Origin of the sequence: Pseudomonas sp. SK (genome assembly GCF_012975065.1) — a bacterium.
Classification (GTDB): Bacteria; Pseudomonadota; Gammaproteobacteria; order Pseudomonadales; family Pseudomonadaceae; genus Aquipseudomonas; species Aquipseudomonas anuradhapurensis.
Genome location: NZ_CP051857.1, coordinates 1,849,368 through 1,871,959 on the forward strand (window position 1 = coordinate 1,849,368; position 22,592 = coordinate 1,871,959).

Genomic DNA, 22,592 nt, shown 5'->3' on the forward strand with positions numbered 1-22,592 from the left:
GTCCTTGGCCAGGGTTGAGGCAGGCCCGGGCAAACAGGCGTCAATAGGCTGACTGGCCTGGAAAGACTCCCTGCTCGGGTCAAAAACTTGTCGATGCATCAGCCAAGCATAGCCGGGCCTGTGCGATGCTGTGAAAAAACACCGGTTGAGCCGATCAATTGCACAGCGGCATGCAACGATCCTGGGCTGCCGAGGGTCGAGATCTGGGTTGATCCATTTATGGAGGCGCGCACATGCAAGGGCGCAAGGCAATGCTGATCCTGCACGGCAAGCAGGCGATGAACGAAGAGGTGCGCAGCGCCGTGCGCGGCCTGCGCGACAGCGGCTGGGTGCTGGATGTGCGGGTTACCTGGGAGGCCGGTGACGCCCAGCGCCTGGTTACCGAAGCGCTGGCCGCCGGCTACAGCCATATCGTTGCAGGGGGTGGGGACGGCACGCTGCGCGATGTCGCCGAGGCCATGGGGCTGGCGGGTACCGAGGCCAGCCTGGCGTTGCTGCCGCTGGGCACGGCCAACGACTTTGCCAAGGCCGCCGGCATCCCCCTGGAGACCGCCACGGCGCTGGCCTTGCTCAACGTTCCTGCGCAGCCGATAGACCTGGGGCAGGCCGGCGAGCAGTTGTTCCTCAACATGGCCACAGGCGGTTTTGGCAGCCAGGTCACGGCCAACACCTCCGAAGACCTGAAGAAAGTCCTGGGCGCTGCCGCCTACCTGTTCACCGGGCTATCGCGCTTCAGCGAACTGCAGGCCGCTTCGGTGGCGTTGCAGGGGCCAGGTTTTCACTGGCAAGGGGACTTGCTGGCGCTGGGTATCGGCAATGGCCGCCAGGCCGGGGGCGGGCAGGTGCTGTGCCCCGAGGCGGTGGTCAACGACGGCTTGCTCGACATTGCCATCCTGCCGGCTCCGCAGGAAGTGGTCGGGACCTTGCGTGACCTGTTGGCCGGAGACGGCCTGTTCGTCCGGGCCAGGTTGCCCTGGGTCGAGATCAAGTGCTCGCAGGGGCTGGACATCAACCTCGATGGCGAGCCGTTGCAGGCCGACAAGCTGCGCTTCCAGGCCAGGGCCGCGGCATTGCGCCTGCACCTGCCAGCCGGGTCGCCGTTGCTCAGTCGTCCAGGCTGATGATTTTCTCGCGCACGGCGAACAGCACCAGGCCAGCCACGTCATGGATCTGCAGGCGTTTCATGATTTGCGAACGGTGGGTTTCCACCGTCTTGATCGACAGGCCCAGGCCGCTGGCGATCTCCCGGGTCGATTTGCCACGCACGATCAGGCGCAGGATCTCCAGTTGCCGCGCGGTGAGGCTGTGGCGCTCGCCCGTGGCTTGCTTGCCCTGCCTGGTGTGCTGCAGCGCCTGGTTGATGACCGTGTGGGCGATGGCCGGGCTGAGGTAGCGTTCGCCGTTGCGCACCGCGGCCAGGGCCTGCTCCAGCTCGGTGGCGCTGGTGTCCTTGAGCAGGTAGCCGTGGGCGCCGCTTTCCAGGGCACGCATGATCAGGTCCGGGTCGGTGTGCATCGACAGGATCAGCACCTTGCAGTTGTTGCCGCTGGCGCGTAGCTGGGTAAGTGCATCCAGGCCGCTGGTCGAGCGCATGGAGATGTCCAGCAAGACGATATCCGGCGCCAGCATGCGCACCCGTTCCAGCAATTGGCTGCCATCGTCGGCTTCGCCGATAACGTCATAACCGGGGATGTCGCAGACCAGGGCACGCACCCCGGCGCGGATCAGCGAATGGTCGTCTACCAACAGCAGTCTACAGGTCATGGGTGTCGGTATTCCTGGCGCGTTGCTGAGTACGCGGTGGCCATGGGAACACCGCCTCGATGTGCGTGCCCTGGCCGGGCTGGCTGGTGATGGCGAGGCTGCCCTGCAGCGCGGTGACCCGCTCCAGCATGCCGGCCAGGCCGCGTTGGCCTGCCTCGGCCGGGTTTCTCGCCGGCACGAAGCCATGGCCGTCATCACGGATCGACAGCGCCAGCCCTGCGGGGGTGCGTTGCAGGCCGATGACCAGGTTGCGTGCCTGGGCATGGCGCAGCATGTTGGTCACGGCTTCCTGGGTAATACGGAACACTGCCATGGTCACCGCCTCGTCAATGCCGCCCAGGCGCTGGTTGCAAGCCAGGCTCCAGTGCACGTCGCTGTTGGCCAGGGTGCGCACCAGGTGCGCACGCAGGCTGGCTTCCAGGCCAAGGCTGGCCAGCTGCCGCGGGTTGAGCAGGGCGGACACGTTGCGCACGTTGCCCAAGGTGTCATCCAGCGTGCTGCGCAGCGCCTCGCAGTGGCCCTGCAGCTCGTCAGGCATGCGTTTTTGCAGCCATTGCAACTGCAGCTTGGCGGCGGTGAGCAACTGGCCGATGTCGTCGTGCAGTTCACGGCCCAGGTGCTGGCGTTCGTCTTCCTGGACCTTGAGCATGCGCTCGGCCAGTTCCGCCGGACGCAGGCTGATCGACCTTGCGCTCAGGCCCAGTTGCACGGCAGTGCCCAGGGTGGCGGCCAGCTGTAGCAGCAGCAGGCTGGTCGGGATCGCCTGGTTGCCCAGGTACAGCACCAGGTTGGCGACCAGCGAGGCCACGCACAGCCCGACCGTTGCCCAGCGCAGCAGGGCGGCGCGGGAGCGGCAGCGCAAAGAAGTCTTCAAGCGTGGGAGCATAGGTAGGGAAGCCACTGAAGTATTGCTGATGAAGGGCCTTGCACAATGCTGGTCAGAAGCTTGGGCGCAGTTCTTTCGATAGGTTTTCGAGCACATGAGCTTCCAACCTTTCAGTAGGTTGCAAGCGTTTGTGGGTGCGCATATTACCACTTCGTACTGCCGCGGTCGCGGCTGGGTAGCGCTTTGAAACGCCGGCCGGTTGCGCCCTGCCGGCCAGCAAAGTGCCACCCGTTGAGGCGCGTAATGGGTAACTTGTGCGGTAATGATCCGACCTTGCTCCGGCAACTTCGGGCACCTTCCAGGCTCGACCATGGTGGGCTTGAATCAACGAGGCCAGTTGCACGTTGTGCCGGGTCAATACGAGGACGGCGAGCGGTCGGGTTGTGTGCCGTCTGCCGCTTTGTCATGCGGGTGGATGCACACGCTGCCTTGTTCGTCACAGGACGTGCAGGTTCGGGCCAAGGGCTGCTGCACGACCTTGGCCAGTTCACCCAGCAGCACCAGCTGCTCGCCGATGTCCAGGTTAAGCCGGCCTGTCAGGGGGTCGACCAGCTCCAGCTGCCAGGCGAGCAGGGTCAGGCATGCCTCCACGGCCGGCAATGCTTCGCGCTGCAGGCAGCCGTCGTGGCAGGCCGGGGCGAGCAACTGTTGCAGGGCAGTGGTGTAATGGGCGACTTCGCGCAGGCCCAGGTGCATGGCCTGGCGGGCGAGGCTATCGAGCGCGTTGTCCAGGCAGCGGCAGGCATCCGGGTCGTTGTCGATCAGTTCCAGATGCTGCAGGCACTCCTGCGCCTGGGTCAGCTGTACCTGAGCGTCCAGCAGAAACCGCTGCAGCGCATCATCGAACGATAAGGCACTGTCCTTCATGATGCCCCCGCGCGTAAGGCAGGCGCAGAGGACGGGCACGCCGATACGATAGCTAGCAAAAGCCTGACTCCATTCATGCAATGAGAATGGCGTCACATTAATGGCTAAAGGATAGCGCGAACATCAGGTTGCACCCGATTGTCGCTAAGGGTTTCCCTGATCCGAGCCTCAGGTAGGGAACTTTTTGCCGGGCTGCCGATTTGCCTGGCGGTGCCCGCAGTAAAGCATGATGTTAAAGTGATATCAATTGTTTCGGCGCATTTTCCGGCAAGGGTCAAGCTGGGCGTGAAGCCGCCGATACAAGGTGGATGATCTCAATTTTTTCGACTCAAGCCTGGGGGTTTTCCAATGGCTGGCATTCTCGACACGGTAGACCAACGCACGCAACTGGTGGGTGAGAACCGCCTGGAAATCCTGATGTTTCGCCTGGCTGGTCGCCAGCTGTTCGCGATCAACGTGTTCAAGGTCCAGGAAGTGCTCCAGCTGCCCAAGCTGACCCTGATGCCCCAGCGCCACGCCTTCGTCTGCGGGGTGGTGAACTTGCGTGGCCAGACCCTGCCAGTGATCGACCTGTCCCAGGCGATCGGCATGCGCCCACTGCAGCCGGGGCCTGACAGCACCATCATCGTGACTGAGTACAACCGTTCGGTCCAGGCCTTCCTGGTGGGCGGCGTAGACCGCATCGTCAACATGAATTGGGAAGCGATCATGCCGCCGCCGACCAGCGCCGGGCGCCAGCATTACCTGACCGCCATCACCAAGGTGGATGACAAGCTGGTCGAAGTGATCGACGTGGAGAAGGTACTGGCCGAGATCGTGCCGTACAACGCCCGGGTTTCCGGCGACAAGCTCGCTGACCCGGTGCTGGCGCGGGCGCGTGGCCGCGAGGTGCTGCTGGTGGACGATTCCAGCGTGGCCCTGGCGCAGTTGCGCGACACCCTGTCCCAGCTCGGGGTGAAGCTGCACGTGGCCAGTGACGGGCTGAAGGCGTTGCGCCTGCTCAAGGGCTGGGCCGATGCCGGCGAGGATGTCTGCAAGAAGTTGCTGATGGTGTTTACCGACGCCGAGATGCCGGAAATGGACGGCTACCGGCTGACCACCGAGATTCGTGGCGATGCCCGTTTGCGCCAGCTTTACGTGGTGCTGCATACCTCGCTGTCGGGCAGCTTCAACGAGTCGATGGTGAAAAAAGTCGGCTGCGACAACTTCCTGTCCAAGTTCCAGCCTGATCGCCTTGTCGATGTGGTCAAGCAACGCCTGTTGCTGGATGCCGCTACTGCGTGATCCAGGCCCCTGCCGGGTATAAGCTTGGCGTTTTTGCATGACGCGAGGCGGCAGGGATGTTTCTCAGTGAGCTGTATCGGTACCCGGTGAAGTCGGGGCAGGCGCAACGCCTGCAGGCTTCAGCGGTGGGGTTGTTGGGGTTGCAGGGTGATCGGCGCTGGATGGTGGTGGAGGAGGAGAACGGACGCTTCCTCACCCAACGTGCCTGGCCGCAGCTTGGCCAGCTCCGCGCCAGCGAAGACGACAGCGGCCAGTTGCTGCTGCAGGCGCCGGGGCAGGCTGCGTTGCGGGTGTCGGTGCCGGCGGCCGATGACGCACTGCGGGGCGTGACCATCTGGCGCGATACCTTGCGCGTGCCGGATGCCGGTGATGCGGCGGCGGCCTGGCTCAGCGAGCTGCTGGGCAAGCCCGTACGCCTGGTGCATTGCCCCGAACAGCGCGCGCGCTACCTGCCCAATGGCTATGGCTTGAACACTGACCGGGCGGCGTTTCCGGACGGTTTTCCGTTGTTGCTGATCGGCCAGGGCTCGCTGGACGAACTCAACCGGCGGATCGGCCGGCCGATGGAGATGCTGCGCTTTCGCCCCAACCTGGTGGTGCAAGGCGCGGCGCCCTTTGCCGAGGATGGCTGGAAGCGGATTCGCATCGGCAGCCTGGAGTTCCGCGTGCTCAAGCCCAGTGTGCGCTGCATCTTCACCACCATCGACCCGGCGACTGGCGAGCGCAGTGCCGACCGCGAGCCGATGGCCACGCTCAGGACCTTCCGCGAAAAGGAGGGGGATGTGTTGTTCGGGCAGAACCTGGCGGTGGATGGCGGTGGGCAGCTTGAAGTAGGGATGGAAGTCGAAATCCTGGAGTGACCGGTTGCCTGCACCGGCCTCTTGGCGGGGTTATCCACCAAGAGACCGGTGCAGTTTCAGCAACCCTCACATGTCGTCAAAGTACCGCTCATGCCAATCCACCAACGGCTGCGGCGAGTTGAGCTTCTGCCCGTAGATCACCGAATACGACAGCACGTTCTGCACGTACTGGCGGGTCTCGTCGAACGGGATGGATTCCACCCACACATCGAAGCTCAGGTGCTTGGCACCTTTGAGCCACTGCCGCACTCGCCCTGGCCCGGCGTTGTAGGCCGCCGACGCGAGTACCCGGTTGCCGTTGAACTGGCTGTGCACCTGGCTCAGATAGGCGGCGCCGAGCTGGATGTTCTTGTCCGGGTTGAGCACCTGCGCCGGCGATGCCAGGGGAATGCTGAACTTGCGCGCGGTTTCCTTGGCGGTGGCGGGCATCAGCTGCATCAGGCCGCTGGCGCCCACCGGGGAGCGTGCATCCTCCATGAAGGCACTCTCCTGGCGGGTAATGGCGAATACCCAGCTCGAGTGCAGGCCGCGGACCTTGGCTTCACGCACCAGGGTGTCGCGGTGGGCCATCGGGAAGCGGATGTCCAGGTCGTCCCAGTACTGTGCCTGGCTGATGGTACGAATGGCCGGGAAGTACCAGCGCAGGTCGTAGCCCAGGCGCGCCTGGGCGACCATTTCGTCACGGTTGAAGTGGCGGCTGACGTGGTACCACTCGCGGCGGCCTTCGACGATCTGGCCGCGGGCATGGAACTCCAGCGCGCGGCGGATGCCCGGCGTGTTGCGCACCTTGTTGACCAGCTGCGGGCTGAGTACCAGCGGCTTGTTGTTCAGCTGGTAGGGGGTCTGTGCCCGGTCGGCGGCGAGGAAACCGTAGAAGTCACGCTCGCGCGCCACGTTCTTGTACAGCAACGGCACTTGCGGGTTGTTCGGCTGCGCCAGCTCCAGGCTGCGGGCTTGCCAGTACTTCCAGCGGCTGCTGCTGGCCAGGTCCTGCGGCAAGCGCTTGGTCAGCTCGTAGGCGTCCTCCCAGCGGCCCAGGCGCAGCAGCAGGCGCAGGCGCCATTCGCTGACGGTGTTATCGCGCAGCTCCGGGTCGTAGCGGGTCATCAGGTCGAGTGCGCGCGGGTCGTAGCGACGGGCCAGGGTCAGGCCGATCTCACGGGCGATCGCCACCTTTTCGTCGCGGGAAAAATGCATGCGCTGGGCGTAGTCGTCGAGCAGCGCCATGGCCCGTTCCGGGTCCTGCCGGGCCAGGCGACGCAGGCCGAGGCTGACCACGTCGGACATGGCTTCGTTGGCCGGGGTGAAGCGCGACGGCTGATTGAGCAGTTCGGGCTTTTGCGCCACGTCGACCAGCAGGCGCCCTTGCGGGCCGAGGGTGGTCAGGGTCTGGACCAGGTTGTTGGCCAGGCTGTAGTTGCGCGCCTGGGCCGCCAGCTTGGTGCGTTGCCAGCGCTTGGCCTCGGTCAGCTGGCCTTCGGCTGCCCACATGGCGAACAGCGTGTCGCAGGTGGCCGGTTGCGACTTGCCGACGTTCCATAGCTTGTCGGCGGTGGCGTAGCCCTCGGCACGCAGGCCATGGCTGAGCTGGTACTGGCCGTTGAGGCAGTCCAGTTCGGTGAAGTTGAGCTTGGGGTCGTAGTACTTGACGAAGGTATCCCAGTCGCCGCGTTCGGCCAGCCAGCGCAGCCAGCGCAGCTTCATCCAGTTGGCCTGGGGCAGGTCGCCATGCTTGGCGAGGAAGTCTTCGATTTCCTGGTTGCTGGCGCTTTTCAGGCGCGCGGTGAGTTCGTCATAGGCCAGGTAGGGCGTCAGCGGGTAGTCGCTGAGGGCCTGGGCATAGCGCAGGTACGGGCCCTTGTCGCCCTTGGCCAGCGCGCGCTTGGCCTCGTCATAGTATTGGCGTTGCAGGGTAAGGTCGGTGGCCTGCGCCGCGCCGGTGGCGGCGGTGAGCAGCAGGCAGGATGCAATGTGTAACAGGCGGCTGCGCATGATACGTCCGGGCAGTTGAACCATGGGGAAGTGACGGCGGAGCCAGCACTGTTGGAAGCTATAGCCTTAGCTTAGCCGTTTGCCGGCGGCGGGTGAAAGCACTGTGCTTGTATCGGGATATTAAGTTCGACCAGATGTCGCCCAACCCTGGTCTACCGGCCAGGCAGATGCCCTCCGGGGCCAAGTCAGGTAGAATGCGCGCCCGATTTATGGAGACCAACATGACCCTGCTCAAATTCAGCGATGTGTCCCTTGCATTCGGCGCCATGCCGCTGCTGGACCATGTGTCCTGGCAGATCGCTCGTGGCGAGCGGGTGTGCATCATCGGCCGCAACGGCACCGGCAAGTCGAGCATGCTACGCCTGGTCAAGGGCGAGCAGAAGGGCGACGACGGCGAGATCTGGCGTGCACCGGGGCTGAAGATCGGCGAACTGCCGCAGGAGCTGCCGGTGGCCGACGAGCGCACGGTATTCGACGTGGTGGCCGCCGGCCTGGATGGCGTCGGCGAGTTGCTGGCGCAGTTCCATCACCTGAGCCTGAATATCCAGGGCGATGAAGACCTGGAAAAACTCATGCACGTGCAGCACGAGCTGGAAGCCCGTGACGGCTGGCGCCTGCAGCAGGTGGTGGAAAGCACCCTCAGCCGCCTGCAGCTGCCGGCCGACAAGACCCTGGCCGAGCTGTCCGGTGGCTGGCGCCGCCGTGTGCTGCTGGCCCAGGCGCTGGTGTCGGAACCCGACCTGCTGCTGCTCGACGAGCCGACCAACCACCTGGACATTGGCGCCATCGCCTGGCTCGAAGAGGCCCTGCGCGGCTTCAACGGCGCGGTGCTGTTCATTACCCACGACCGGTCCTTCCTGCAGAACCTGGCCACCCGCATCCTCGAACTGGACCGTGGCGGCCTGATCGACTGGAACGGTGACTATGCCAGCTTCCTGGTGCACAAGGAGGCCGCGCTGGCCGCCGAGGAAACCGCCAACGCGCTGTTCGACAAGCGCCTGGCCCAGGAAGAGGTATGGATCCGCCAGGGCATCAAGGCCCGCCGTACGCGCAATGAAGGCCGGGTGCGCGCACTCAAGGCTTTGCGTGTGGAGCGCAGCGAACGCCGCGAGCGCCAGGGCAAGGCCAACATCCAGATCGAGGCGGCGGAAAAGTCCGGCAAGCAGGTGATGGTGCTGGAGAACGTCAGCTTCCATCACCCGGACGGGCCGATGCTGGTGAAGGATTTTTCCATGGTCCTGCAGCGCGAGGACCGCATCGGCCTGCTGGGTGCCAACGGTACCGGCAAGACCACCTTGCTCAAGCTGATGCTCGGCGACCTGCAGCCGACCTCGGGCAAGGTCGAGCGCGGGACCAAGCTGGAAGTCGCCTACTTCGACCAGATGCGCCATCAGCTCGACCTGGAAAAGACGGTGATCGACAACCTAGCCGAAGGCCGCGACTTCATCGAGATCGATGGCCAGAACCGCCACGTGCTGAGCTACCTGGGCGACTTCCTGTTCAGCCCGCAGCGTGCCCGTACGCCGGTCAAGGCGCTGTCCGGTGGCGAACGTGCACGGCTGTTGCTGGCCAAGTTGTTCAGCAAGCCGGCCAACCTGCTGGTGCTGGACGAACCGACCAACGACCTGGACGTGGAAACCCTCGAGCTGCTCGAAGAGGTGCTGTCCAACTACAAGGGTACCGTGCTGATGGTCAGCCACGACCGGGCCTTCCTCGACAACGTGGTCACCAGCACCCTGGTGTTCGAGGGCGAGGGCAAGGTGCGCGAATACGTGGGGGGCTATGAAGACTGGATCCGCCAGGGTGGTTCGCCGAAGCTGCTGGGCGTGACCGAGAGCAAGGGCGGCAAGTCCGAGCTCAACAGCGCGGTGGTCGAAAAGGTCGAGGCCAAGCCTGCACCGGCGCCGGTTGTTGCGGCGGCCGATGCCTCGAAGAAGAAGCTCAGCTACAAGCTGCAGCGCGAGCTGGAGATGCTGCCTGGGCAGATCGACGAACTGGAGCAGCGCATGGCCGAAGCTCAGGAAGAGGTGAATGCGGCGGGCTTCTATCAGCGGCCGATTGCGGAAACCTCGGCAGTGCTGGCGAAGATCGAGAAGCTGCAGGCCGAGCTGGATGTGCTGGTCGAGCGTTGGGCCGAGCTGGAAGGCTGATCGGCGTCAGCCTGGGCCGGCGTCTTCGCGGGCTTGCCCGCTCCCACAGGTTCTCCACAGATTTTCAGCTCTGTGCAGTCCCTGTGGAAGCGCGCAAGCCCGCGAAAGGGCCGGTACAGGTCAAATCATTCTTTTTTCTGCAGCCTTACCGCCAGCACATCGCACGGCGCGCCATGCAGCACATCATTGGCCGTGGAACCCAGCAGCAACGCCAGGCCATGGCGGCCGTGGCTGCCGACCACGATCAGGTCGCACTTCTGGTCCTTGGCCAGCTGGTGGATTTCCTGGCGCGGCTGGCCATAGGTCAGGTGCGAGTCGCCGCGGTGGATGTCCGGGTACTTGTTGAACAGGCGTTCCATGCGCTCCTTGGCCTGGTCGAACTGCTGCTGTTGCAGTTGCGACAGGTCCATGGGTACGTCACCGCCGAACGCCATGGCCATCGGCTCGACGATATGTACCAGTGAGACCTTGGCATTTGACGGTGTCGCCAGCGCCATGGCGCGTTTGATCACCGGGTCGCATTCTTCGGTCAGGTCGACGGCGACCAGAAGATGTTCGTAGGACATGAGCGGAACTCCTGACAATCGCGATAGAAGAAGTATGGTCGCTTTCGGGCGGGTCTTCCGTGAAAAATGGCTAACCGGCTCATTTGCAACGTTTTATGGGAACTACTGATATGACGGTATTGCTGGTGGTGTCAATCCTTGCGCTGATCCTCAGCCCGCTTTCCTGGTTGCGCACCTCGCGCAAGCAGAGCGAGCAGATGAAGCTGCGCCTGGAGGCGCGGCGCATGGGCCTGGCCATGCAGTTGGCGCCGCAGCAGTGGCCGCACTGGCTGGAAAGGCCAGCGCCAAGCCCGTGCCCGCAATACCATCGGGCGCGCCGTCGCGGGCATGAGGACAGCTTCAGCTTCTGGCAGATCAGCCCCGGGGTGTGGTGGAACCAGTGGCGCGAGCCCTGTGAAGACCCACGGTTCATGGAGCCCTTGGCGCGCTTGCCCGCGAGCGTCTACAAGGTCGAAGCCGATGCGCGGATGATTGCCCTGTACTGGACCGAGCGTGGCGATACGGCTGTGTTGCAGGATGTTGCCTACGTCCTCGAAACGCTGGCCTGAGGCCTGTCATGCACGGGCCCTGTAGGAGCAGCCTTGTGTCGCGATGGGACGCGCAGCGGCTCCGGTTTTTTGCGTCATAGCTGAAATTGCCGGGGCCGCTCTGCGGCCCATCGCGACACAAGGCCGCTCCTGCAAGGCTATGCGGCGCTGTTTGAACCTCTGTAACGACAAAGCGGCGGCTTGGCATACCCCTGAAGGGATAGGGTGCCAAGTCGCCGCTTTGCGTTCTGCTGCGCAGAAAAGGCCAGGCAGGCCGGGTATTCATCAAGCAAGTGGCAGTGTAGCCGCCAGGCATTGTCGCGCAAGCGGAAAAACACCGCGCTTCACCGTCGCCTATGGTCAATCGCTGACATGAATGGTCAGCGATCACTGTCATCATGTTTTGTACCTGAGCGATACAAAATGACTGGAAAGTCGCGTTTTCACCCGGCTCGTGAGCATTTGACAACGCCGTTCTTTTCGGAGAATGTGTGCACACCCAAATCAAACGGGCGTATGAATTGAGCGTTTGTATGTCAGCGCGCCAAGCCATACTTCCGAATAGCGCGCTGACGGGTGTGCCTGGGGCAGGGCAGCTAGGCCTGCTTTTGCTGCAGCGATCGGCGTGTACGTTCAGCTTCCATATCGTGGAGATCAGTTGATGATTTACGAAGGTAAAGCCATCACGGTTAAGGCTCTTGAAAGTGGCATCGTCGAGCTCAAGTTCGACCTCAAGGGTGAGTCCGTCAACAAGTTCAACCGCCTTACCCTGAACGAGCTTCGCCAGGCCGTCGATGCCATCCAGGCCGACGCCTCGGTCAAGGGCGTGATCGTCAGCAGTGGCAAGGACGTGTTCATCGTCGGCGCCGACATCACCGAGTTCGTCGACAACTTCAAGCTGCCCGAGGCCGAACTGGTCGCCGGCAACCTGGAAGCCAACCGCATTTTCAACGCCTTCGAAGACCTCGAAGTGCCGACCGTGGCCGCCATCAACGGCATCGCCCTGGGCGGTGGCCTGGAAATGTGCCTGGCCGCCGACTACCGGGTCATGTCCAGCAGCGCCAAGATCGGCCTGCCGGAAGTCAAGCTGGGTATCTACCCGGGCTTCGGCGGCACCGTGCGCCTGCCGCGCCTGATCGGTCCGGACAATGCCATCGAGTGGATCGCCGCCGGCAAGGAAAACCGTGCCGAAGACGCCCTGAAAGTCGGGGCCGTGGATGCCGTCGTTGCGCCTGAACTGCTGATGGCCGGTGCCCTCGACCTGATCAAGCGCGCCATCAGTGGCGAACTGGACTACAAGGCCAAGCGCCAGCCCAAGCTGGAAAAGCTCAAGCTCAACGCCATCGAGCAGATGATGGCCTTCGAGACCGCCAAGGGCTTCGTCGCTGGCCAGGCCGGCCCGAACTACCCGGCACCGGTCGAAGCCATCAAGACCATCCAGAAGGCCGCCAACTTCGGCCGTGACAAAGCCCTGGAAGTGGAAGCGGCAGGCTTTGCCAAACTGGCCAGGACCTCGGTTGCCGAAAGCCTGGTCGGCCTGTTCCTGAACGACCAGGAACTCAAGCGCAAGGCCAAGGCCCACGACGAAATCGCCCACGACGTGAAGCAGGCGGCCGTGCTCGGCGCCGGTATCATGGGTGGCGGCATCGCCTACCAGTCGGCGGTCAAGGGCACCCCGATCCTGATGAAGGACATCCGCGAAGAAGCCATCCAGCTGGGCCTGAACGAGGCTGCCAAGCTGCTTGGCAACCGCGTCGAGAAGGGCCGCCTGACCCCGGCCAAGATGGCCGAGGCGCTCAACGCCATTCGCCCGACCCTGTCCTATGGCGATTTCGCCAATGTCGACATCGTCGTCGAGGCGGTGGTCGAGAACCCGAAGGTCAAGCAGGCCGTGCTGGCCGAAGTCGAAGGCCAGGTGAAGGACGATGCGATCCTCGCCTCGAACACCTCGACCATTTCCATCAACCTGCTGGCCAAGGCGCTCAAGCGCCCGGAAAACTTCGTCGGCATGCACTTCTTCAACCCGGTGCACATGATGCCGCTGGTGGAAGTCATCCGTGGCGAGAAGTCCAGTGATGTGGCGGTCGCCACCACCGTGGCCTACGCCAAGAAAATGGGCAAGAACCCGATCGTGGTCAACGACTGTCCGGGCTTCCTGGTCAACCGCGTGCTGTTCCCGTACTTCGGCGGTTTCGCCAAGCTGGTCAGTGCCGGTGTCGACTTCGTGCGTATCGACAAGGTCATGGAAAAGTTCGGCTGGCCAATGGGCCCGGCGTACCTGATGGACGTGGTCGGCATCGACACCGGCCACCACGGTCGTGACGTGATGGCCGAAGGCTTCCCGGACCGCATGAAGGACGAGCGTCGCTCGGCCGTCGACGCCCTGTACGAGGCCAACCGCCTGGGCCAGAAGAATGGCAAAGGCTTCTACGCCTACGAAACCGACAAGCGCGGCAAGCCGAAGAAGGTCGCCGACGCCAGCGTGCTCGACGTGCTCAAGCCGATCGTCTTCGAGCAGCGTGAAGTCACCGACGAAGACATCATCAACTGGATGATGATCCCGCTGTGCCTGGAGACTGTGCGCTGCCTGGAAGACGGCATCGTCGAAACCGCTGCCGAAGCCGACATGGGCCTGGTCTATGGCATTGGCTTCCCTCCCTTCCGCGGTGGCGCGCTGCGCTACATCGACTCGATCGGTGTGGCCGAATTCGTTGCCCTGGCCGATCAGTACGCCGACCTGGGGCCGCTGTACCACCCGACCGCCAAGCTGCGTGAAATGGCCAAGAACGGCCAGCGCTTCTTCAACTGAGCGGTCAACCAGCTAGAGCGAGAGATTTGATATGAGCCTGAATCCAAGAGACGTGGTGATTGTCGACTTCGGTCGCACGCCAATGGGCCGCTCCAAGGGTGGCATGCACCGCAATACCCGCGCCGAAGACATGTCGGCGCACCTGATCAGCAAGCTGCTGGAACGCAACGACAAGGTCGACCCGAAAGAGGTCGAGGACGTGATCTGGGGCTGCGTCAACCAGACCCTGGAGCAGGGCTGGAACATCGCCCGCATGGCCTCGCTGATGACCCAGATCCCGCACACCTCCGCAGCGCAGACCGTCAGCCGCCTGTGCGGCTCGTCGATGAGTGCGCTGCACACTGCCGCCCAGGCCATCATGACCGGTAACGGTGATGTGTTCGTGGTCGGTGGCGTGGAGCACATGGGCCACGTCAGCATGATGCATGGCGTGGATCCCAACCCGCACCTGTCCCTGCACGCCGCCAAGGCCTCCGGGATGATGGGCCTGACCGCGGAAATGCTCGGCAAGATGCACGGCATTAGCCGTGAGCAGCAGGACCTGTTCGGCCTGCGTTCGCACCAGCTGGCCCACAAGGCCACGGTCGAAGGCAAGTTCAAGGACGAAATCATCCCGATGCAGGGCTATGACGAGAACGGCTTCCTCAAGGTATTCGACTTCGACGAAACCATTCGCCCGGAAACCACCCTCGAAGGCCTGGCCTCGCTCAAGCCGGCGTTCAACCCCAAGGGCGGTACCGTCACTGCCGGTACCTCGTCGCAGATCACCGACGGTGCCTCGTGCATGATCGTCATGTCCGGCCAGCGCGCCATGGACCTGGGCATCCAGCCGTTGGCCGTCATCCGTGCCATGGCAGTGGCCGGTGTCGACCCGGCGATCATGGGCTACGGCCCGGTGCCATCGACCCAGAAAGCCCTCAAGCGTGCCGGCCTGAGCATGGCCGACATCGACTTCATCGAGCTCAACGAAGCCTTCGCTGCACAGGCCCTGCCAGTGCTGAAAGATCTGAAAGTGCTCGACAAGATGGATGAGAAGGTTAACCTGCACGGCGGCGCCATTGCCTTGGGCCACCCGTTCGGTTGCTCCGGGGCACGGATTTCCGGCACCCTGCTCAACGTCATGAAGCAGAATGGCGGTACCCTGGGGGTGGCGACCATGTGTGTCGGCCTCGGCCAAGGCATCACCACTGTCTTCGAACGCGTCTGATCGCGTTGCGGACAGCGACCGGGGCCTTGTGCCCCGGTTTTGTTTTTTTCAGGTTTTTTTCAAGAGGGTGGGCAACATGCAGATACAACCAGGCATATACCGGCATTACAAAGGGCCTGAGTACCGTGTCTTCAGTGTTGCACGGCACTCCGAAAGCGAAGAGTGGATGGTGTTCTACCAATGCCTGTATGGTGATTACAGCTTCTGGGTACGGCCACTTTCGATGTTCCAGGAGTCCGTCGAGGTTGACGGCGAGCAGGTGCCACGCTTTGCTTTGGTCAAGGCCGAAGAGGGGCTGTCCGGGCTGCTGGGCAAGTCGCAAGCGTGATAGTCCGAACTTGACCTCGCACTTTTGCCACTATATATAGCGGTGCCGCGTCTGGCACCTGACGCGTTTTTTATCTTCAGATTCAGGAATACTCCGATCCATGGGCAAATCGCTGGTCATTGTGGAATCCCCGGCCAAGGCCAAGACCATCAACAAGTACCTGGGCAACCAGTACGTGGTGAAGTCGAGTATCGGCCATATCCGAGACCTCCCCACCAGCGGTTCGGCCAGCGCCAGCAAAGAGCCGACCGCCAAGCGTGGCAAGGCCGCGGGTGAGGCTCCGGCGCTGTCGCCGAAGGAAAAAGCCCGTCGCCAGCTGGTCGCACGCATGGGCGTCGACCCTGACCACGGCTGGAAGGCCAAGTACGAGATCCTGCCCGGCAAGGAAAAGGTGATCGAAGAGCTGCGCCGCCTGGCCAAGGATGCCGACACCATCTATCTCGCAACCGACTTGGACCGCGAAGGGGAAGCCATTGCCTGGCACCTGCGCGAGGCCATCGGCGGCGATGACACTCGCTACAAGCGCGTGGTGTTCAACGAGATCACCAAGAAGGCCATCCAGGATGCCTTCTCGCAGCCGGGTGAGCTGGATATCGACCGGGTCAATGCCCAGCAGGCGCGGCGCTTCCTTGACCGTGTAGTCGGCTACATGGTCTCGCCCCTGCTGTGGGCCAAGATTGCCCGCGGCCTGTCCGCCGGCCGGGTGCAGTCGGTGGCGGTGAAGCTGGTGGTGGAGCGCGAGCGCGAGATCCGCGCGTTCATCCCCGAAGAGTACTGGGAAATCCACGCCGACCTGGGTACGGCCAAGAACGCCAAGGTGCGCTTCGAAGTGGCGCGCGAGAAGGGCGAGGCCTTCAAGCCGCTGAACGAAGCCCAGGCCATGGCTGCGCTGGCAAAGCTCAAGGCCTCCAGCTACAGCGTGGTCAAGCGCGAAGACCGCCCGACCAGCAGCAAGCCGTCGGCGCCGTTCATTACCTCCACCTTGCAGCAAGCCGCCAGCAACCGCCTGGGCTTCGGGGTGAAGAAAACCATGATGATGGCCCAGCGCTTGTACGAAGCCGGCTACATCACCTACATGCGTACCGACTCGACCAACCTGTCGGCCGACGCCCTGGACATGGCGCGCAGCTACATCGAGCGTGAATTCGGCAAGCAGTACCTGCCGGATGCGCCGCTGGTGTATGGCAGCAAGGAGGGCGCCCAGGAGGCGCACGAAGCGATTCGTCCTTCCGACGTCAACACCCACCCGACCAAGCTCAGTGGCATGGAGCGTGACGCCGAGCGCCTGTACGAGCTGATCTGGCGTCAGTTCCTGGCCTGCCAGATGCCGCCGGCGCAGTACCTGTCCACCAGCGTCACCGTGGCTGCTGGCGACTTCGAGCTGCGGGCCAAGGGCCGTATCCTCAAGTTCGACGGTTACACCCGTGTGCTGCCGCAGCAGAGCAAGCCGGGCGAAGACGATGTGTTGCCGGAGATGGTCCAGGGTGAAGCGCTGAAGCTGATCCAGATCGACCCGAGCCAGCATTTCACCAAGCCACCGGCACGCTTCACCGAAGCCAGCCTGGTCAAGGAAATGGAGAAGCGCGGCATCGGCCGTCCGTCGACCTACGCGGCGATCATCTCGACCATCCAGGACCGTGGCTATGTGACCCTGCACAACCGCCGCTTCTACTCGGAAAAGATGGGCGACATCGTCACCGAGCGCCTGTCCGAGAGCTTCTCCAACCTGATGGACTACGGTTTTACCGCCGACATGGAAGAGAACCTCGACGACGTGGCCCAGGGTGAGCGTGACTGGAAGAACGTGCTCGACGAGTTCTATGGCGACTTCAGCAAGAAGCTGCAGACTGCCGAGTCCAGCGAAGACGGCATGCGCGCCAACCAGCCGACCATGACCAACATTCCGTGCAAGGAATGTGGCCGCCCGATGATGATTCGTACTGCCTCGACCGGCGTGTTCCTCGGCTGCTCGGGCTACAGCCTGCCGCCGAAAGAGCGCTGCAAGGCTACCGTGAACCTGGTGCCGGGCGATGAGATTGCCGCCGACGACGAGGGCGAATCGGAATCCCGTGTGCTGCTGGGCAAGCACCGCTGCCCGATCTGCGCCACGGCGATGGATGCCTACCTGCTGGACGAGAAGCACAAGCTGCACATCTGCGGCAACAACCCGGATTGCGCCGGCTATGAGATCGAAGAAGGCAACTATCGCATCAAGGGCTACGAAGGGCCGAGCCTGGAATGTGACAAGTGCGGCAGCGAGATGCAGTTGAAGACTGGCCGCTTCGGCAAGTTCTTCGGTTGCACTAACCCGGCCTGCAAGAACACCCGCAAGCTGCTCAAGAGCGGCGAGGCAGCGCCACCGAAGATGGACAAGGTGGATATGCCTGAGCTCAAATGCGAGAAGGTCGACGACACCTACGTGCTGCGTGATGGTGCTTCGGGGCTGTTCCTGGCTGCCAGCCAGTTCCCCAAGAACCGTGAGACGCGTGCGCCGCTGGTGCTGGAGATCGTGCCGCACAAGCACGAGATCGATCCTAAGTACCATTTCCTGTGCGATGCGCCGCAGAAGGATCCGGACGGTCGGCCTGCGGTGATCCGCTACAGCCGCAAGACCAAGGAGCAGTACGTGCAGTCTGAAGTCGACGGCAAGCCGACCGGCTGGAAGGCGTTCTACGACGGTAATGCGTGGAAGGTTGAAGACAAGCGCTGATCCTTGAGTGCTGTGATTGGGGCCGCTTTGCGGCCCCAATCATTTATGATGCAGCTATCCGCCTTGCAGCCTTATGGGAGGGCACCGAGATGGCCCAGGAACTCTACACCCGCACCAACCAGAAACTGTTCTTCGCCGGCCTCGCCCTGGAGTCCATGGCCAAGGCCGAACAAAGCCAGGCAATGAACGCCCAGGGCCTGGTCGAGGCTGAGCGTGAATCGGCGCTGTTTCACCTGTACGGCGCGCTGCTGGGGCTGTGCCATGAGATTGGTGGCTTCTATCGCTTGCCTGTCGTTGCTACGGTCGAACAAGCACTGGCCGACGACGCCCTGAACGGCATCGCCATCCCGGAAGTGGCCGAGCTGCTGGAGCTGGCCCGCCAGCGTGAAACCTGGCTGGCACAAATGCTAGGTGCTTATGCCGATTTGTTCCGACCACCGGTCGCGAAGAAAACACCAAAAACCGACGTTACCCAGCCGCTGATCCAGGCTGTCAATCTCGATGAGCCCGAGCATCCGGCGCTGTCACGTGCAGAACTGGAAAGCTGGCGCAGCAACCTCAAGGGCCTTGTAAGACGTTTCCGTGATGCGTTGAGTGAGTGCTGATAGCCGCTACGGCTGGTACAATACTGGCCTTTCGCGGAGAACTGCCATTTATGTCTACGTCGTTTCTGGAAATTGTCGAGTTGCCTGATGGCCGCATCGAACTGCGTCGCGCCGAGGATGAGGGCTCTCTGGTAACCCTGGATTTCTCGGAAGACGCCAAGGCGTTCCTGCAGGGTCAACATGTGGAAGTGGCCAAGGCCATGCTCAGTGTGGGCGTGCAAATGGCCGGTCGCCTGATGGACGGCGAACTCGAGCGTGACGAGGGGCCGCGCGTGCTGCACTGATAGGCAGCGCGGCACCCGGTGTCACGCGGTAACAGGCAAAGCCTGAACATCAGCCGAGGCGGATGTTCAGGCTTTGTGCGTTTCCGGCGCTGGCGGCACGCAGCAATTGCTGGCGTGCCGTGGCATTCACATTGCCGAGCCAGCTGACCACTGTGTGGCTGCGGCCCAGGCGCAGCGCTTCGCAGGCCAGTTGCAGCGGGCTTTGATTGCCGCGAGGGTGCAGCAGCAGGATGCGTTCACGGTTGAGCCCGGCGTCGCGCAGCCAGGCCTGGGTCAGGCTCGAAGGCGGAGCGATCAAGGTCAGCCAGCGGGCCTCGTCCTCTTCGCTCAGCTCGCGCAGTACCGGTGCCAGCAGGCTGTGGCAGTGCCCGGGAGCACCGCGCAGCGACAGTTCGCTGAACAGCTCGGGCTGGCTGCTCTTGCGTGCCAGTTCAGTGGTTTTCAGGCCTGGCAAGACTGGCTGGGCGAGGAATGCTTCGAACAATGGCAACTGGGCTTGCTCGGGTGCGTGAATGAACTGCTGCATGACGCCTCCTGGATCAGCGGCGAATGACGCCGACGCTCAAACCCTCGATCACCAGTTCCTGTTCTTTCAGGTCGACTTCGATAGGGGCGAATTCGGGGTTTTCGGCAAGCAACCAGACCTTGCTGCCTTCACGCTTGAAACGCTTGACGGTGACTTCGTCGCCGATACGCGCCACGACGATCTGGCCGTTGCGTGCTTCGCGGCAGGTATGCACCGCCAGCAGGTCGCCATCGAAGATACCGACGTCCTTCATGCTCATGCCGTGCACGCGCAACAGATAGTCGGCCTGGGGGTGGAAAAAGTCGGGGCTGATATTGCAGGATTGCTCGATGTGCTGTTCGGCAAGGATCGGCGCACCGGCGGCGACCCGGCCGATGATCGGCAGGCCGCTTTCTTCGGCCTTGGCCTCCAGGCCAGGGATGCGAATGCCGCGAGAGGCGCCCGGGGTCATTTCGATCGCGCCCTTGCGGGCGAGGGCCTTGAGGTGTTCCTCGGCGGCGTTGGGCGACTTGAAGCCCAGCTCCTGAGCGATCTCGGCGCGGGTTGGCGGGAAGCCGTTGTCTTCCAGGCAACGCTTGATGAACGCGAGAATTTCGGCTTGGCGTGGCGTCAGTTTCAACATGTTGGGCGCTCTGTCTTTTTGTACAGTGCCTGGGATTATATACAGTACTGGATGCGCTGCAAGCTACCGGCAGCAAGAAAACTGCGAAACGCTGCTGCAGGCCCCGGCGTGAGCCGTTGCTGTTTTGAGGCTTGCAGCGTGAAGCGCGTCGCCTTTTAATGGCGACCGACCGGTCACCGAGCCTTGACAGAAGCAGGGCTGAAACGTATGTTTCAAACACCTGTTTGTCTGGCGGAGTAGTCGGAGTAGTCATGGCCCAATCGGAAACCGTTGAACGCATTCTCGATGCTGCCGAGCAGCTGTTCGCGGAAAGGGGGTTCGCCGAGACCTCGTTGCGGCTGATTACCAGCAAGGCCGGGGTCAACCTGGCGGCGGTCAACTATCACTTCGGCTCCAAGAAGGCCCTGATCCAGGCGGTATTCTCGCGCTTCCTCGGGCCATTCTGCGCCAGCCTCGAGCGCGAGCTGGAGCGGCGCCAGGCAAAACCGGAGCACAAGCCCAGCCTCGAAGAGCTGCTGGAGATGCTGGTGGAACAGGCCCTGGCCGTGCAGCCCCGCAGCAACAACGACCTGTCGATCTTCATGCGCCTGCTGGGCCTGGCCTTCAGCCAGAGCCAGGGCCACCTGCGGCGCTACCTGGAAGACATGTACGGCAAGGTGTTCCGCCGCTACATGCTGCTGGTCAACGAGGCCGCGCCGCGTATCCCGCCGCTGGAGCTGTTCTGGCGGGTGCACTTCATGCTTGGTGCCGCAGCCTTCAGCATGTCCGGTATCAAGGCCCTGCGCGCGATCGCCGAAACCGACTTCGGCATCAACACCTCGATCGAGCAGGTAATGCGCCTGATGGTGCCTTTCCTGGCGGCCGGCATGCGTGCCGATAGTGGCGTTACCGACGAGGCCATGGCCACCGCCCAGTTACGCCCGCGCAGCAAGTCCGCTACCGTCACCGCCAAGGCCTGAAGGCTGGGCGGGGCAGGGCGCTTCGGCTAAGCTAGCGCCCATGTCCGATCTCGATCTGCTGCACATTTCCCTTGCCGACCAGTGCCTGTACGGTTTCAGCCGTGGCCAGCTATGCCTGCGCCTGCCGGTTTCCACCGCGCGCAACGGTGCCGGCGAGCGCAACGGCTCGGGCTGCACGCCTTGCGGCTTGCACCAGGTGCGGGCAAAGATCGGCGCAGGCCTGCCGTTGAATGCGGTACTGGCCGGGCGGCGCTGGACCGGCGAGGTGTGGTCGCCGGCGTTGCAGGCGCAGTACCCCGGCCGGGACTGGATCCTCACCCGCATCCTCTGGCTCAGCGGTTGCGAGCCCGGGGTCAATCGCCTTGGCGCGGTCGATACCTTCCGCCGCTATATCTACCTGCACGGCACCCCGGATACGGAACCCATGGGCGTAGCGCTGTCCCATGGCTGCATACGCCTGCGCAACACCGATTTGCTCAGCCTGTTCGAGCGCGTGCCGGCCCATTGCCTGGTGCGCATCGAGCAGGCCGCTTGCCCCCAGTGGGCTTCTCTCAGTCTCCAATGAAGGATTTCCCATGACTGTCAGCCTGCAAGGCTCCTTGATGGTGGATATCGCCGGTAAATGGCTGACCGCCGAAGACCGTCACCTGCTGCGCCAGCCTGAAGTGGCTGGCCTGATCATCTTTGCCCGTAACGTCGACAGCCCACGCCAAGTGCGTGAGCTGTGCGCCTCCATTCGCGCCATCCGCCCCGACCTGATCCTGGCGGTGGACCAGGAAGGCGGCCGTGTGCAGCGCTTGCGCCAGGGTTTCGTGCGCCTGCCAGCCATGCGTGCGCTGGCCGACAACGATAACGCCGAGTACCTGGCCGAACAGTGCGGCTGGCTGATGGCGACCGAGGTGTTGGCGGTTGGCCTGGACCTCAGCTTTGCCCCGGTGCTCGACCTGGATCACCAGCGCAGCGCGGTGGTCGGCAGCCGCGCCTTCGAGGGTGACCCGCTGCGCGCGACGCAACTGGCCGGGGCGTTCATCCGTGGCATGAATGCTGCGGGCATGGCGGCGTGTGGCAAACACTTCCCGGGCCACGGTTGGGCGGAGGCGGACTCGCATGTGGCAATCCCCACCGACGAGCGCAGCCTCGAGCAATTGCGGCAAGCCGACCTGGTGCCGTTCACTCGCTTGAGCGGGCAGCTGGCGGCAGTGATGCCGGCGCATGTCATTTACCCGCAGGTCGACAACCAGCCGGCCGGCTTCTCGCGGCGCTGGCTGCAGGACATCCTGCGTGGCGAGCTGGGCTTTGACGGGGTGATCTTCAGCGATGACCTGTCGATGGCCGGTGCGCATGTGGTCGGCGACGCGGCCAGCCGGATCGAGGCGGCGTTGACTGCGGGCTGCGACATGGGGCTGGTGTGCAACGACCGGGCGGCGGCAGAGCTGGCGCTGAGCGCGGCCCAGCGGATGAAGGTCAAGCCCTCGCCGCGGATTGCGCGGATGCGCGGGCGTGGCTTTGCGCGCACCGACTATCGCCAGCAGCCGCGGTGGCTGGAGGCGTTGGGGGCGTTGAAGGAAGCGCAGTTGGTCGACTGACCGCGTCGGCCCCTTCGCGGGCACGCCCGCTCCCACAGGGATATCAGTGCCCTCAAGGGC

The 22,592-nt window shown here is 63.4% G+C and carries 21 protein-coding genes; 14 read left to right on the forward strand and 7 right to left on the reverse strand.

Features of this window, described 5'->3' with window-relative positions:
• Nucleotides 1–233: 233 nt before the first annotated feature.
• Nucleotides 234–1,121: a lipid kinase YegS gene (yegS, locus tag HG549_RS08490; RefSeq protein ID WP_170029080.1), complete on the forward strand. Its 888-nt coding sequence runs from the start codon at nt 234–236 to the stop codon at nt 1,119–1,121.
• Here yegS and HG549_RS08495 read toward each other — a convergent pair.
• The 3 genes from HG549_RS08495 to HG549_RS08505 form a co-directional block, all read right to left on the reverse strand.
• Nucleotides 1,105–1,764 (reverse strand): response regulator transcription factor, encoded by a 660-nt coding sequence (locus HG549_RS08495; RefSeq protein ID WP_170029081.1) that lies wholly within the window; start codon nt 1,762–1,764, stop codon nt 1,105–1,107. The two genes, yegS and HG549_RS08495, sit on opposite strands and share 17 nt — an antisense overlap.
• Nucleotides 1,754–2,650: a sensor histidine kinase gene (locus tag HG549_RS08500; protein ID WP_170029082.1), complete on the reverse strand. Its 897-nt coding sequence runs from the start codon at nt 2,648–2,650 to the stop codon at nt 1,754–1,756. The genes HG549_RS08495 and HG549_RS08500 overlap by 11 nt, the downstream gene beginning before the upstream one ends.
• Nucleotides 2,651–3,004: 354 nt before the next feature.
• Nucleotides 3,005–3,517 (reverse strand): histidine kinase, encoded by a 513-nt coding sequence (locus tag HG549_RS08505; protein WP_170029083.1) that lies wholly within the window; start codon nt 3,515–3,517, stop codon nt 3,005–3,007.
• 348 nt (nt 3,518–3,865) lie between these two features.
• Here HG549_RS08505 and HG549_RS08510 point away from each other — a divergent pair, with 348 nt between their 5' ends.
• Both HG549_RS08510 and HG549_RS08515 read left to right on the forward strand, forming a co-directional pair.
• Nucleotides 3,866–4,801: a chemotaxis protein CheV gene (locus HG549_RS08510; RefSeq protein WP_170029084.1), complete on the forward strand. Its 936-nt coding sequence runs from the start codon at nt 3,866–3,868 to the stop codon at nt 4,799–4,801.
• Between the two features lie 56 nt (nt 4,802–4,857).
• Entirely contained in the window at nt 4,858–5,661 is an 804-nt protein-coding gene (locus HG549_RS08515) for an MOSC domain-containing protein (RefSeq protein WP_170029085.1), read from the forward strand.
• 66 nt (nt 5,662–5,727) lie between these two features.
• On the opposite strand, the gene HG549_RS08520 is transcribed toward HG549_RS08515, so the two are convergent.
• Nucleotides 5,728–7,653 (reverse strand): transglycosylase SLT domain-containing protein, encoded by a 1,926-nt coding sequence (locus HG549_RS08520; RefSeq protein ID WP_170029086.1) that lies wholly within the window; start codon nt 7,651–7,653, stop codon nt 5,728–5,730.
• A gap of 221 nt (nt 7,654–7,874) precedes the next feature.
• On the opposite strand from HG549_RS08520, the gene HG549_RS08525 reads away from it, so the two are divergent.
• Nucleotides 7,875–9,803, forward strand: a complete 1,929-nt coding sequence (locus tag HG549_RS08525; protein WP_170029087.1) for an ATP-binding cassette domain-containing protein — start codon at nt 7,875–7,877, stop codon at nt 9,801–9,803.
• Between the two features lie 125 nt (nt 9,804–9,928).
• Here HG549_RS08525 and HG549_RS08530 read toward each other — a convergent pair whose 3' ends face one another.
• On the reverse strand, nt 9,929–10,369 hold the full coding sequence (locus HG549_RS08530; RefSeq protein ID WP_170029088.1) for a universal stress protein: 441 nt from the start codon (nt 10,367–10,369) through the stop codon (nt 9,929–9,931).
• Between the two features lie 110 nt (nt 10,370–10,479).
• Here HG549_RS08530 and HG549_RS08535 point away from each other — a divergent pair, with 110 nt between their 5' ends.
• The 7 genes from HG549_RS08535 to HG549_RS08565 all read left to right on the forward strand — a co-directional run bounded on the left by HG549_RS08535 (nt 10,480) and on the right by HG549_RS08565 (nt 18,839).
• Nucleotides 10,480–10,917 carry a hypothetical protein gene (locus tag HG549_RS08535; protein WP_170029089.1) on the forward strand — a complete coding sequence of 146 codons (438 nt, stop codon included), beginning with the start codon at nt 10,480–10,482 and terminating at the stop codon, nt 10,915–10,917.
• A 640-nt stretch (nt 10,918–11,557) separates the two neighbouring features.
• Entirely contained in the window at nt 11,558–13,705 is a 2,148-nt protein-coding gene (gene fadB / locus HG549_RS08540; protein WP_170029090.1) for a fatty acid oxidation complex subunit alpha FadB, read from the forward strand.
• A gap of 31 nt (nt 13,706–13,736) precedes the next feature.
• Nucleotides 13,737–14,912, forward strand: a complete 1,176-nt coding sequence (gene fadA, locus HG549_RS08545) for an acetyl-CoA C-acyltransferase FadA (protein WP_170029091.1) — start codon at nt 13,737–13,739, stop codon at nt 14,910–14,912.
• A gap of 76 nt (nt 14,913–14,988) precedes the next feature.
• Nucleotides 14,989–15,240, forward strand: coding sequence for a DUF1653 domain-containing protein (locus tag HG549_RS08550; protein ID WP_170029092.1), 252 nt, complete (start codon nt 14,989–14,991; stop codon nt 15,238–15,240).
• A 100-nt stretch (nt 15,241–15,340) separates the two neighbouring features.
• Entirely contained in the window at nt 15,341–17,950 is a 2,610-nt protein-coding gene (topA, locus tag HG549_RS08555) for a type I DNA topoisomerase (protein ID WP_170029093.1), read from the forward strand.
• Between the two features lie 89 nt (nt 17,951–18,039).
• Nucleotides 18,040–18,555 (forward strand): DUF6586 family protein, encoded by a 516-nt coding sequence (locus tag HG549_RS08560; RefSeq protein ID WP_170029094.1) that lies wholly within the window; start codon nt 18,040–18,042, stop codon nt 18,553–18,555.
• Between the two features lie 50 nt (nt 18,556–18,605).
• Nucleotides 18,606–18,839, forward strand: a complete 234-nt coding sequence (locus tag HG549_RS08565; protein ID WP_004376430.1) for a hypothetical protein — start codon at nt 18,606–18,608, stop codon at nt 18,837–18,839.
• Nucleotides 18,840–18,888: 49 nt separating this feature from the next.
• Here the strand turns inward: HG549_RS08565 and sulA are convergent, their stop codons facing one another.
• Complete coding sequence (gene sulA / locus HG549_RS08570) at nt 18,889–19,365, reverse strand: SOS-induced cell division inhibitor SulA (RefSeq protein WP_170029095.1); 477 nt, start codon at nt 19,363–19,365, stop codon at nt 18,889–18,891.
• 13 nt (nt 19,366–19,378) lie between these two features.
• Nucleotides 19,379–19,987, reverse strand: coding sequence for a transcriptional repressor LexA (lexA, locus tag HG549_RS08575; RefSeq protein ID WP_114170995.1), 609 nt, complete (start codon nt 19,985–19,987; stop codon nt 19,379–19,381).
• 251 nt (nt 19,988–20,238) lie between these two features.
• Between lexA and HG549_RS08580 the strand changes: the two genes are divergently transcribed.
• From HG549_RS08580 to nagZ, 3 genes are read left to right on the forward strand one after another with little or no spacing between them, the layout of a single operon-like run.
• Nucleotides 20,239–20,946 (forward strand): TetR/AcrR family transcriptional regulator, encoded by a 708-nt coding sequence (locus HG549_RS08580; protein WP_170029096.1) that lies wholly within the window; start codon nt 20,239–20,241, stop codon nt 20,944–20,946.
• A 40-nt stretch (nt 20,947–20,986) separates the two neighbouring features.
• Nucleotides 20,987–21,511 (forward strand): L,D-transpeptidase, encoded by a 525-nt coding sequence (locus tag HG549_RS08585; protein WP_170029097.1) that lies wholly within the window; start codon nt 20,987–20,989, stop codon nt 21,509–21,511.
• Between the two features lie 22 nt (nt 21,512–21,533).
• A complete protein-coding gene (gene nagZ / locus HG549_RS08590; RefSeq protein WP_170034102.1) occupies nt 21,534–22,532 on the forward strand; it encodes a beta-N-acetylhexosaminidase in 999 nt (332 codons plus the stop codon).
• Nucleotides 22,533–22,592 lie beyond the last annotated feature (60 nt).